This is a genomic window from Vibrio sp. D417a (assembly GCF_030248595.1).
In the GTDB taxonomy this organism is placed as follows: Bacteria; Pseudomonadota; Gammaproteobacteria; order Enterobacterales; family Vibrionaceae; genus Vibrio; species Vibrio alginolyticus.
Genome location: NZ_JAHGAM010000011.1, coordinates 156,983 through 169,333 on the forward strand (window position 1 = coordinate 156,983; position 12,351 = coordinate 169,333).

14 protein-coding genes are annotated in these 12,351 nt (G+C 42.5%); 3 read left to right on the top strand and 11 right to left on the bottom strand.

Annotated features, from left to right (window positions below):
• Window position 1 precedes the first annotated feature (1 nt).
• From KI742_RS12525 to KI742_RS12570, 10 genes are all read right to left on the bottom strand, one after another.
• Complete coding sequence (locus tag KI742_RS12525; protein WP_237306637.1) at window positions 2-1,210, bottom strand: AAA family ATPase; 1,209 nt, start codon at window positions 1,208-1,210, stop codon at window positions 2-4.
• Window positions 1,211-1,214: 4 nt separating this feature from the next.
• Window positions 1,215-1,748: a TadE/TadG family type IV pilus assembly protein gene (locus KI742_RS12530; protein ID WP_005386454.1), complete on the bottom strand. Its 534-nt coding sequence runs from the start codon at window positions 1,746-1,748 to the stop codon at window positions 1,215-1,217.
• Window positions 1,745-2,173, bottom strand: coding sequence for a TadE/TadG family type IV pilus assembly protein (locus KI742_RS12535; protein ID WP_239931999.1), 429 nt, complete (start codon window positions 2,171-2,173; stop codon window positions 1,745-1,747). The genes KI742_RS12530 and KI742_RS12535 overlap by 4 nt, the downstream gene beginning before the upstream one ends.
• Window positions 2,174-2,210: 37 nt before the next feature.
• Complete coding sequence (locus KI742_RS12540; RefSeq protein ID WP_285385488.1) at window positions 2,211-3,536, bottom strand: pilus assembly protein TadG-related protein; 1,326 nt, start codon at window positions 3,534-3,536, stop codon at window positions 2,211-2,213.
• Between the two features lie 25 nt (window positions 3,537-3,561).
• Window positions 3,562-3,786, bottom strand: a complete 225-nt coding sequence (locus KI742_RS12545; RefSeq protein ID WP_031781045.1) for a hypothetical protein — start codon at window positions 3,784-3,786, stop codon at window positions 3,562-3,564.
• Between the two features lie 13 nt (window positions 3,787-3,799).
• The gene (locus tag KI742_RS12550) at window positions 3,800-5,263 is read right to left on the bottom strand and encodes a type II and III secretion system protein family protein (RefSeq protein ID WP_285385487.1); all 1,464 of its coding nucleotides are present in this window, start codon (window positions 5,261-5,263) and stop codon (window positions 3,800-3,802) included.
• Window positions 5,264-5,270: 7 nt separating this feature from the next.
• Complete coding sequence (gene cpaB, locus KI742_RS12555) at window positions 5,271-6,026, bottom strand: Flp pilus assembly protein CpaB (protein ID WP_213876206.1); 756 nt, start codon at window positions 6,024-6,026, stop codon at window positions 5,271-5,273.
• 13 nt (window positions 6,027-6,039) lie between these two features.
• Complete coding sequence (locus KI742_RS12560; RefSeq protein ID WP_285385514.1) at window positions 6,040-7,353, bottom strand: AAA family ATPase; 1,314 nt, start codon at window positions 7,351-7,353, stop codon at window positions 6,040-6,042.
• 62 nt (window positions 7,354-7,415) lie between these two features.
• A complete protein-coding gene (locus KI742_RS12565; protein ID WP_262591508.1) occupies window positions 7,416-7,904 on the bottom strand; it encodes a prepilin peptidase in 489 nt (162 codons plus the stop codon).
• Window positions 7,904-8,077: a Flp family type IVb pilin gene (locus tag KI742_RS12570; RefSeq protein ID WP_213876202.1), complete on the bottom strand. Its 174-nt coding sequence runs from the start codon at window positions 8,075-8,077 to the stop codon at window positions 7,904-7,906. Before KI742_RS12570 ends, KI742_RS12565 begins: the two co-directional genes overlap by 1 nt.
• Before the next feature lie 336 nt (window positions 8,078-8,413).
• On the opposite strand from KI742_RS12570, the gene KI742_RS12575 reads away from it, so the two are divergent.
• Complete coding sequence (locus tag KI742_RS12575; protein ID WP_285385485.1) at window positions 8,414-9,139, top strand: AraC family transcriptional regulator; 726 nt, start codon at window positions 8,414-8,416, stop codon at window positions 9,137-9,139.
• 148 nt (window positions 9,140-9,287) lie between these two features.
• Window positions 9,288-10,979: an AMP-binding protein gene (locus KI742_RS12580; protein ID WP_031779037.1), complete on the top strand. Its 1,692-nt coding sequence runs from the start codon at window positions 9,288-9,290 to the stop codon at window positions 10,977-10,979.
• A gap of 68 nt (window positions 10,980-11,047) precedes the next feature.
• Here KI742_RS12580 and KI742_RS12585 read toward each other — a convergent pair whose 3' ends face one another.
• The gene (locus KI742_RS12585; RefSeq protein ID WP_005380156.1) at window positions 11,048-11,257 is read right to left on the bottom strand and encodes a DUF1127 domain-containing protein; all 210 of its coding nucleotides are present in this window, start codon (window positions 11,255-11,257) and stop codon (window positions 11,048-11,050) included.
• Between the two features lie 97 nt (window positions 11,258-11,354).
• Here KI742_RS12585 and KI742_RS12590 point away from each other — a divergent pair, with 97 nt between their 5' ends.
• Window positions 11,355-12,302 carry a LysR substrate-binding domain-containing protein gene (locus KI742_RS12590; RefSeq protein ID WP_017820432.1) on the top strand — a complete coding sequence of 316 codons (948 nt, stop codon included), beginning with the start codon at window positions 11,355-11,357 and terminating at the stop codon, window positions 12,300-12,302.
• The last annotated feature ends 49 nt before the right edge of the window (window positions 12,303-12,351 follow it).

The window sequence follows — 12,351 nt, forward strand, 5'->3', positions numbered from 1 at the left end:
ACTAAGAAAATAGTTTTTTTATCCAACTTTGATTCTCTTTGGTCGGACTTTCTAATAAGTGCGATATTTCAGCCAAAGACGCTTTCAGCGCACTATTTTTCTTAGATTGAACAATTGGGTTGCCCAAATTAGCGCTCTCGATAGCAATAGCAAAGTTATTAGGTACTAAGTGTATTGCATGTCCACTAACCGCATTTTCAATGTCTTTCAACGATATTGTCGATTTCTTTTCAAAACGATTAACAATTAGTTCAACCTGATGACTACTTAAACCATAGTCTAATTCTAAAGAACGTATATAACTAACAGCATGCTTAACCGAGGTAACATTCTGTTGCAGAATCAAAAAAACATGTGTTGCCGGAGAAACAATTTGTTGATAAACGTGCTCAACGCCATGAGATAAATCCACAATAATATGTGAGTAAAACTGCCTCAAAATAGGTAATAATTTACTAACTTGAACCGCATGCTTGTAATTACCTTTTGGATCATTTTGGTTAAAACACAAATAATTCAAACCTGAAGGATGCTGGTAGACTAGTCCTTCTAGTGATAATTCATCCAAATCATTAACAGAATCAATCACATCATTAATATTGTATTTGGGCTTACAGTTTAAATAATCAGCGGCATCACTAAACTGCATATCCAAGTCAACGAGCAACACTTTACTCTTAGCATAGCTTGATAATTCTATTGCTGTATTAATAGCCAAAGTGGTTGCTCCAGAGCCACCTTTTGTATTAATAAACAATGTTAGATCGCCCATTTTCTTATTGGCAATCTTTTCATCCGCGGTAGATTTCAATAAAGGATATAGCTCGCCAAAATCAACCGAACGAGACAAATAATCTGTTGCCCCAAGCCTTAATGCCATTTTAAGGGATGCAGTATCGTTCTCGTCGCCAAATACAATCAAAGCGGTATGATTATGCTGTAAACTGCTGTCACTAGAATAAACATGAGCCACTTTTTGAGCCCAGCTTTCACCGGTTTCAATATAAATGAGATCAGGAACTTGCTTATTTTTCACAAAGTCCAAGTTAAAGGTATCTAGCTCTATCCAATCAATATTTAGATTTACACACCTTGATAGTTCATCAGCAATGTGAATTTTAAAATTTGATGTAGAATAAACTATCCAAATAATCAAGTTAGTTTTTAAACTTTTATGTGTTTCATTATCTATTTTGACTGGTTTCAACATAAAGCTACTCCGCGGAACAATCCGAATAAACAGCTGGGTTATCAGCTTCAGGCTTTAATACACCTAAGCTTTCTGCCGGCAATACAGTTTCAAAAGCAGGCGTTTTTCCTACTGCACTAATAAGCGCAGCTAACACAAAAAACTTAAATTCATAATCAACTGCTCTTGCTTGAACATATTTTATTTTTGAAAACTGAGCATCTAACACTGTAGATGCTGCAGGTGGAGTACTCAAAAAATCCGACACATCAACAGTTGCACCTGTATCGTCTAAATATTCGATTTGTAAATTATTAGCGGTAAAACCTGAAGGATATAGACTCTCCAAAGCTTGATGATTAGGTATTTCATCACGTTCAGAAATAAAACAAACCGTGGCAAGTCGTGCCGCTCGCCTGGTAATTTCGTTGACCATTTGCACTGAATAAAAGTAGATTGCAAACTCAATAATCATGAACAGTACTAACATTACCGCAAGTGCAATTAACGAAAACTCAACTTGGGTCAGTCCTTTCTGTTTCCTTATCCATTGTTTCATGGGCTAGTCCTCATTGACGCAGAAGAGCCAATACTGAAAGCCAAAGAGGTTCCGGTAAAAGGTAAGGTTGAGAAAATAGGCTCATAATTATAAGTAGCTGATATGGTGACAACCTTATTGGTGTCCGTTGGTTGAGTCACAATAATGTCAGCAGCTTCAATATAGTCGATTACCGGCGTACCAACGCCACTCGGCGTGCCATAGATCACCACATTTTTAATATCAGATTCTTCAGCTATGCCTTCAAAGTCTAACGTGCCATAAGTATCAACCACGGCATACCGTGCGCCATTTTGCAACGCTTTGTTGACCTCTGTGTATTGAATAAAAGCTCGGCTCACGTCGATAACTAATACGGTCAGCATCAGTAGCACTGGCAATGCAAGAATAAACTCTATAATTGCCAGTCCTTTCTGATTGAGCATCTTTTTCATCTGATGCATTCTATTGGAGTACATCATATTAAGACCCTCCACTTGACGGGTCTTTGTATAGAACGATTTTGTATGGCCCAACTCCATCTTCATCCGGATCTACCCCAGACGACGCATTTTTTACCGTACAATCCTCTAGAAACTGACCGAATATTTCCGATTCATTCCCCTTGTTTTGCACTTCCTGAGTAACAAAAAAGCATCCTAGGCCCAGTACTTCTAAATCCATCTTGCCGCCTTGTTTTGGAGCTTCATCACAACGAACGATCGGCACTCGTAATACCCTTCTATCGGTTTTCCCATCCGCTCGGTAATATTGCGACTTGCACGCGCCAGGCCCACCCGTACAAGCGGCTAACCCTTCGACATAATCAGCATAATAAAACGCATCGTTATCAACGGCCGGGTCTTCCGCATCCTGATATTGTTGTTGGTAATTGTCGTATGTTACGTTGGACTCTTCGATGTACTTATCTGAAGTAATGCCTTCATCTGGCTTACCTCCATCAAATCTCGTATTTAGACCTTGAGCTACTGGTCCCGTACCTTTACCAGTCTCTGTTGTGACTAAATCACCGACTGTTATGCACTCCTCAGTATCCCCTGCCAGCATTTCTCTCACTGTATTTTTACCGGAACCAAAGTCTAAAAGGTGGTAGTTACCCGAACCAATGCCACCATCCGTGTGCCCTGATGGTTTCAATACATGAATAGTGTCAGCATCTCGATCTTGTGCGCCATTGTAGTCTGGGTTTGAAGAAGGAATGTATCCCCACGCCAGATCAGCTGAGCTTACATCGCCACACATAGCAATAGGCGACACGTTACATGTAGTAATGCTTGGCGCACTTGGTCCTGCAACAGCACTCGCTGACACCCCTTTCCCTTTGTCGAGCCCAAACATGCCACTTAAATACTGTGTCAAAAGAACATTACTAACGGCAACACGAACATAGATGTCGCTGTCACTGCCCAAAGAGAACTCTCCAGCTTCAACAAATGAGCCTTTAGCGTTCGAATTTGAGAAAGTTACATCTATGTTTTCCCCCGTGTAAACTAATTCTTGGTTTCCATCAGACGCAGCAGAATGAGTCAGAGCATCATTCGCCGCCTGCGTCGCTAAACTAAGCCGCTCAGCCAAATCTGCCGCGTCGGTCCTTTCATCGACGACAACCGCAGCCGCTAATGCAGCGGAGTCGACCGCGTTTTGTAGTCTTGTTTTATTGAGTACTTGGTGATTCAAATCAATACCAAAGGCTGCAACACCAAGTAAAAATAATAAAACTAAACTAATTAATACCAAGGTAATCCCTTTCTGAGCTCTCCTTGGTGCTATATGCATATTCCTTCGCATAGCCCCTCCTAAGTGAACGTATCACTTAATCATCTTTGGCTACCCCATTGTTGTTATATACCTCTAAGCTAACTTGTGTGCGCTCACCACTACCTTCCGGTAAGTAGCCCAAATTCTCATACCAGGCTTCTGGATTCAGAGTTTGTTCAGCGCGCAGCTGGCTAACCGAGATACCAAGCTCGGGGTCATTCGCACAGCCAAACAAGCCGAATGATGTGAAACAAATGGTCATTATCATTATGCTTTTCATCTTGTTCTCCCACTTATAGACTGTGCCCAAACTTGCCCTCAGAGCCACCTTCTGACGAACCGTATTGAATAAAATTGTTGTTAGTATTTTCTTCACTGATGTCGTTTATCTGGTACCTATCGAAATCCAACTCAGCACCTTTACCAAGCAAATAGAACTCCACATCGTTTGGAGCAACAAAACCATCTGTTGGTAGCGTGATTCGACGTCGGTCAATTGGGGTTGCTAATCGAGGAGTAACCAGAATGACTAGTTCTGTTTCCCCAGAGGTAAATTCTTCACTCTTAAACAAGCGGCCTAACACAGGTAGATCACTCGCACCAGGTATACCATTCGCAACGTTACGCGCGTTTTCACTCAATAGCCCCGCAATACCAATGGTTTGACCATCTGCTAGCTCAATCGTGGTACCAGCACTTCGTTTTGTGATTGGTGGAATAAAGAAAGTGGCATTCACTTCGTTTGGATTAAACGTCAACACACCAGAATTGGAAATTTCACTCACATTGACGTTCAGTTTGAGATTGATTCTCTTATCACTCAAAATAAACGGAACAAAGTCGAGTTGAACACCATACTCTTTGTAGTCGATGGTAATACCATCTTCATTTGGTACTGGAATTGGGAATTCACCACCAGCGACAAACTCGGCTTGCGTACCACTTAATGCGGTAAGGCTAGGCTCTGCCAGTACTTTCGCTACGCCATTTTGCTTCGCCACATCAAGCGCAAAGGTAAACAAGGTATTACTGTCGATAAACGATCCGAGAAAACCGAAATCTTCGACTGTTGGGACGTTCAAAATCGGTCCAATGCCATCAATACCGCCACCAGCAGTCGTACCACCCCAAGTAAAGTCCCCACTTCTTTGGAAAAAGTGGAAGTTTGAGTCGAAGCGTCTTACAAGTGTGCGCTGTACTTCGGCAACGGTAACTTCTAGCGTCACCTGTTGAGCACCACCAATAGAAAGTAGATTGATGACCATACTTTCATCATCTTTAGAGCTATCATCTTCTTCATCTGCCGCTTCACCCAAAGCAAAGGTTTCAGCAATTTTGACCGCAGTGTCCATGTTTTGCTGACTGCTGACCAAGCCTCTAAGTACTACTTTTTCTTGCGCACTGTGCACTTCGATATTTTCATCCGGCAAGAACTGATAAAGCTTCGACTTAAGCGTATTTAGATCATGCGTGACTTCCACGTTAAACTGCTCAATTAACCGGCCTCTGCGATCCCACACCGACACATTCGTGGTACCTAACTTCTTACCAATAAGAAACAGCTCGTTCGATCTGAGCACTAAAATATCCAAGACTTCTGGATCCCCTAACGTCACTTTCTTTGCTTGGCCTGATATCATCAATTGAGTTGATTGGTGATGTGCAACGGTTACGACTTTTCCTGACAGCGCCGTAGCTGCGTTAACAGACAAGCTGACGAAAAGTAACTGGCTAACAAGTAATATTATTGTTTTCATAATTCACCTAATTGCTGACTCGGACACTGGATGCCTGAGATCCCTTAATAATGGTCACACTAGGTCGTGGCGTGTATTTTCTTGCTACAACAGGTTTATCCACTTCATGAGGGTTGCGCAGAGCAAGCTGTATATCGCCTTTGCTGTTCGCCGATAAGAGCTTTTCTGCCTCTTTCGGTGTTACTTCTAAAGTCACAGCGCGTACAATCACGGGTTTGTTATCATTCGTTTTGGCTGTTTGGTCCACCGCAAGAACATTGATATTTTTAAGCACTGTTTTTGTTGTGGCGTTTTTACCTTGTCCATAACTCACTGTATTCAGGACATCGACCTTGTTGCCTGGTAACAAAAAACCTGCCACACCGATAACGTCATTTACGCGAATAGTGATTGCTCGCTTGTTTTCTGGAATTAATGCAGCAAGTGTTGCGCCTTCACCAGGTAGGGCAAGGCGATGAGGGTTAACAAGTTCACCCGCGTAAATAGTATTGGCAACGATTCTTCCCAATGCCTGTTCTTTTACTTTCAATGTTTCATCATCTATCCACTCCACTTCCATGAGCTTAGTAGACAAATGTTTCTCAGAGAGAATAGTTCCTGGTTCTAGCTCCATGGCGGCAACTAAAACGGGATGCCTTTCGACCTCTTCTAACTCGACTGTTGGTTGGTTTCTGCCATCCATCCATTGTTTAGCTATCAACACGGCAGCAAGGCCGAAAACAATGGAGAGCAGCAATAGCATGATGACTTGAGTCCGACTCATAATTTAGATCTCCCTATTCATCCACTGTGAAATACAGTCCCCAGGCACGAGTTAAAATGTCTGATGAGACGACTTTTCGTTTTCCTTCAAAAACGAGAACGTCTCTGCTAATGCCCAAAAGATCTTTAGGTAAGCATGGATAATTAGGCATGTTATTTTCACGGTGCAATTGATTTAATGTGTCAAAGAATTCAGGCGACAACGCAAGTTGCAAGTCTTTGGACAGCGATAACCAAAGCGCTTTATAGTCATCATCACCAAGTGGATTAAACTCAATTTTGTACCCCAGACGGCGTAAAAAAGCAGGGTCAGCAATTTTGCTTGGTGCAAAATTGGATGAGAATGCCAAAGTAAGCATAAATGGCACCGTTACTTGTTGACCATTTGGCAGCGCCAGATGGTCAAATAAGTATTCCATTGGAACGATCCATCTATTTAGCAAGGCATCAACAGGCATTGACTGACGACCGAGATCATCAATCACTAAGATTCCGTTGTTAGCCATCATTTGAAGTGGCGCAATCCATACACGATTATGCTCGCTGTGGTTTACCTCAAGCATCTCCAATGTCAGCTCACCGCCCACTTGAATGTTTGGTCTTTCACAAAGAACCCAGCGTTTGTCGTAATGGGTTTCCAACTTAACGAAAACCTGAGAATGGGAGTTGTCTAAACGACGGTGATGATGCTCTGAGAACACTTTGATGATGTTGCCATCGGCATATACGGCGTAAGGAATAAACACCGAAGTGTTCATTGCATTGAGCACTCTTGATGCGACGTAACTTTTACCAGTACCCGCGTGGCCATAAAGCAACAAAGCTCGTCCAGAGTTGATAGCAGGTCCGAGAACAGGAACTAAGTGATCCGAGCCAAAAACATCAGATAATGCACGCTCTACATCGATACGGGTAACAGGGTTTTTGCGTAGATCTTGTCCTTCAACAACGGTCCAATACTCTTCCAAAGAAACAGGAACAGGACCGATGTACGGATCTTTTCTATATGCAATGTCTGCTTCCGCAAGTCCTAACTCCGTTAGACTATAACGAATGTTCGAGTACGAATGGTTTAGCTTCTCAGATGTAGGCTGATATACCTCAACCCAGCTTCGTTTCCTCAACTGCGCCAAAGCAAGTTCAACAATATTTGAAACCACACATAACCGCTGTGTTAACTCGATCAAATCACATTTCGGATAAGCTGCCAGATGTTTCAACACTAAGTTTTCAACGACCGAAGCCGGTATGCCAAGACCTTCTACCGATGAAGGTACTTTTGGTGGATTTATTTGTGGCACGAGTTTTTCCCAATACACAGAGCCCATCACACTTCCCCTCCTTGAAGTTGCTTAGCCAACTGATGCTGCATGCCATTTATTATTTTTATTTAGTGGGTATAGGAAAAATAAGCTAATCCAATTACGATTATCGGCGCGAATGGAATGACTAACGGCTTACTGGACCTAAAGCCTGGTGTTACTTTTTCTAAGCAATACCCTTTAATCTGATGTGATAGAGCAACACTAGTCGATGACACATGTAGCACTAGATAAAAAATGCCGACAATGCCTCCAGCGAGTATTATCCCGGTAGACGCTTCCCCAAGGTTACTCAATCCCAACCATGCCCCTATGACGGCGAGTAACTTAACGTCTCCTCCAGCCATTACTTTGAAAAGATACAGCGCGAAACACACCGCAAACGCAACCAACCCACCATATAAATGATCCAAACCAGTTGTGGCTGGGTTGTAAATTACGTTTGCAGTTACTGCAACCAAAAGCATAAGCACCGCTTTATTCGGTATTCTGTGTTTCTGTGCGTCTGAAACTCCAATCGCAATAAGTAATGACCAAATAATTAACTCGCTAACCATTACGAAGAGCTAATACGACCAGCTACTGAAGTGAACTTAGTAGACAACGTTGTCCAGAAGCCTGAGCCCAAGAATGCAGTGACAATTAGTGCCGCACCTAGGATATACTCCAAAAGTGTTAGCCCCTCTTCGTCTTCCATGAAGTCCTTGATTAGATTGCGAAAGTTATCCATAAGATTATCCCCTTTATTTAACCAAATCTCGCTTGTCCATGACGCAGGTATCATATACACCCGAATCATGCTTAAACATTAGTCATCAAGAATTAGGGGGGTTAGGACTTTTTTGCCAAAGGTTAGTACTTTCTTGCCTGTCTGCGCTTCAGAGGCGAAATGTATCATAAATAAGACACATCACTGTAAGCTATGTGACACATTTCACACTTGCAGTATGACTATATAAGCCTAAGCTTAATAAACGAAAGGGTGAGGTCTGAAGCTCAAGGAATGAGGCTCGACTGACCTCAATGCATACTAACATTGGTGTAGTACGTACTGAGCAGGATTCATATGGATAAACAGACCAAAGCTTACTGGATAGGAGAGACTCTTTGCTCGCTGCCGGAACAATTTCGTTGTGAGTTTGATGGGAGCTTTGACATTATGGACTGCAGTAAAGATATCTCAGTCCTCAGTGATAAAGAACATAGCTATTTCTTTTACTACATAACCTGTGATCATCAAGAGCACTTGAAAGGTGTTATAACGCTCTGTAAAAACCTCGACAAAAAACTGATCGTCGTATCTCCAAAAGATACGGTTCTCCACTTGCCGCCCAAGCATATTTGTGCGGAATATTATAAGTTGAACGAGCTCACTCTTCCTATCTGGCTTTCACAAGTAAAATTGAAATACTTTTTGCATAGCAAAGTAGACGAAGAACAAATCTCGGTAGATAAACTTTTCTCTCGAAGCGGCAAGTCAAACTTTTCAGACGTAGTCCATTACATCGCCAATAACGTTCATAAGGACCTAAGAGAAGAGGAAGCAGCCGCTCTTTGTCATTACTCGCCGAACTACTTTTCCAAAGTTTTCCACCGTAAAGTGGGTATGTGCTTTCGTGATTATGTCACGGCGAAACGCATTTCATTAGCTAAGAAAATGCTAATTGAAAATGAATCGATGAAAATTGCTTACATTGCTTATCAGTGCGGGTATCGAGACGTTTCTTACTTTTCTCGAATTTTTAAGAAAAAAACCGGTCTGTCTCCAGCAAATTATCGACAGCAGTTTTAGGCTTTATTTGTAGCAACTGTCAGGACAACTAACGCTATCTTCCCCACATATTTCATCAAAATGCATTCCCGTGTCGCGATTTAACATGCTAAAGTTAACAATGCGTTAACAATTATAAATACAATGAGAAGACATGGAGTCACTTAAAATGAATCAGCCGAATCTAAATAGCGCTGCTGGTTGCGCTCTCCCACCACCAAATGAAATGATCCTCAAATGGGCTCAAGAGCGTCCAAATGAGGTCTACCTAAAACAAATTATTAACCGACAGTTTGTTGAGTACACATTCTCTGATGTTGCAGATCAAGCCTTAAAACTTGTCAGCGCACTACGCTCGCTTGGTGTAAAGCCTGGCGACAAAGTTGCGTTAGTATCTAAAAACTGTGCAGAATGGTTTATTTGCGATCTTGCTATGATGCTTGGTGACTATGTCAGTGTGCCAATCTTTCCTACCGCCGGTGCAGACACCATCGAATACTGTGTGACTCATAGTGAAAGTAAAGCGATCATTGGCGGAAAACTCGATGATCCCAAAGCAACTCAGCAAGTCATTGATGCTATGCCTGAACTCATTAGCATCGCTCTACCTTATGACACGGCACCTAAGTGTAAGCACGAATACCAAGCGCTCATTGCTGATGCAGTGCCAAGTGAAGAGCGTCCGCAGCATTACGATGACAAGCTAATGTCGTTGGTGTATACCTCAGGCACATCAGGGTTACCGAAAGGCGCGATGCTAACTTACGGCGCATTCAGTTGGTCTGTTCAGCAACTGATCAATCATATTGGTATCCAAGAAAACGACCGACTGTTCTCTTATTTACCGCTCGCTCATATTACAGAGCGTGTTTATATCTTCGGTTCATCGATTATGGGTGGCGTGCCAACAGCATTTCCAGAGTCACTGGACACTTTTATCGAAGATGTGAAGATGCACCGACCAACTCTGTTTATCTCCGTCCCACGATTATGGACGCTATTCCAGCAACGTATTCAAGACAAACTTCCACAGAAGAAGCTCAATATTCTGTTGAAAATCCCATTCGTCAATTCTTTGATCAAGAAAAAGCTAGCAGATGGTCTAGGTTTAGATCAGGCTCGAGTATTAGGCTGTGGCTCTGCACCTGTCTCGCCAGCGCTGTTGGAATGGTACCACTCAGTGGGCCTTGATATCACAGAGGCTTGGGGGATGACCGAATCATTTGCCTACAGCACGCTCAACTACCCATTTAGAGCTGACAAAATCGGTAGTGTCGGTAATGCAGGGCCAGGCATTGAGTTAAAAATCGCAGCTGATGATGAAATCATGGTGCGTGGCAAAGGGCTATTTTCTGGCTACTACAAAAATGACATTGCCACCCAAGAGTCTTTTGATTCAGAGGGCTGGCTACACACAGGCGATATCGGCGCTATCGACTCAGATGGTTATCTAACGATTCAAGGCCGTAAAAAAGATAACTTCAAAACCGCCAAAGGTAAATTTGTCTCTCCGGTTCCTATCGAGAAAAAGCTTTTCGAGTACAGTCGCGTAGAGATGATGTGTCTCATCGGTTTAGGGCTACCCGCTCCGATTCTTTTGGTTGTGCCACATGACTTCCCTAACTTTGATCGAGAGCGATACGCACGTACCACACGTAAAGTTATTGCCAGGATGAATCAAGAACTCGCCTCTCATGAGCAAATCAAAGGTGTGTTAATGATTAAAGAACCTTGGAGTATAGAAAATGGCGTACTGACTCCAACGCTTAAAATTAAACGTCATGTGCTCGAACAAAAGTATCATGAGATAGGCCACAATTGGCCAAAAGATGAATTGGTCGTGTGGGAAGAAGACTTGTAATTTTGCTTGCACTCCTCAACACCATTGGGGAGTGCAACTTAACTTTGAGCTTGAATCAAACTCATAGACTACTCTCTCCAGAATGGCTTACTCACTTCACAACTAATCTCCCTTTCACCTAATCCAATATCGTCCCAAAGGTGCTTTGGTAACTCTCTCAAGTGACGACGTGTCTTATAGTTCCTTCTCCAAGCCGCCAGTTTAGAATAAATTAACTGTAACCCGCTCTGATGGGCAGTAGGTATAGTACGCTCACAAGTGTGTGTCATGTTTTCCATTTCAAAGATCCCTATACAATGTTGACCACTTAATAATCAGCGACTACGCTGATATCCTCAAACGATAGAATCTGCCATAGAGTTAAGGAAAACTAATGTGAAAGATCGAATGCCTCCCTTACAGGGCTTGTATTACTTTTTCGTTGCAGCAAAGGAAGGAAGCTTTAAAACGGCAGCAAAAGAACTGTTTGTTACGCCAGCGGCCATTAGTCAGCAAATTCGTCATTTAGAAGAGTTCTTAGGCACGGACCTATTTGTTCGTCAGCACAGAAAAATCGTGCTCACACCAGAGGGAGAGCTACTGTTTAGTCAGGCAGAAAGAGGGTTTGCTCATTTGCAGCAAGGGGTTAGATTAGTCAATCAAGATCCAAACCCGAACCACCTTTCGATATCAACACTCCCCTCTTTCGCTCATCATTGGTTAGTCCCGAAAATTACGGCTTTTCGCCAGCGTCACCCTGATATCGCCTTACTATTAGAACCAACCAATGATTTGGTGTCTTTTCAAGATAGTCAGATAGATTTATGTGTTCGTTACGGTTTAGGAAAATATCCCAATTTAGAATCACAATGGCTGATGGACGAAGCTTTTTATCCTGCTTGTCATCCGGTGTACCAGAAAGAGCACGGGATCTATAACATCGAGGATTTAAGCAAAGCTGAGCTGATTGAAGATGTTTGGCCTGATCTTGATTGGAATATGTGGTTAGCAACCTTGGGTCACTGCGCAGCAAAGCCTACCTTAAAATACAGTGGATCACATCTCGTGCTTGAGGCTGCACTATCACTTCAAGGCGTGGCATTAGTAAAACACAGTTTAGCCCATCAATATTTTCGTTCTGGCAAATTGGTCCGAATTGGAGATATCGCTATCAAGCCCAACTTTGCGTATTACTTGTGTGCGCCAAAAGGCTACTTAAAAAGACCTAAAGCTCAATTGTTTGCGCAATGGTTGAAGGAAGAAATAGAAATATTTGAAAAGTCAGTGGTACCAGACTTTAAGACCATTGACCTAAAAGGCAACAGTACTAGAACGGCATCATAACAATCGTCAAAACAAACGCTAAATAGGAATAAAACAAACACGCTCTGCG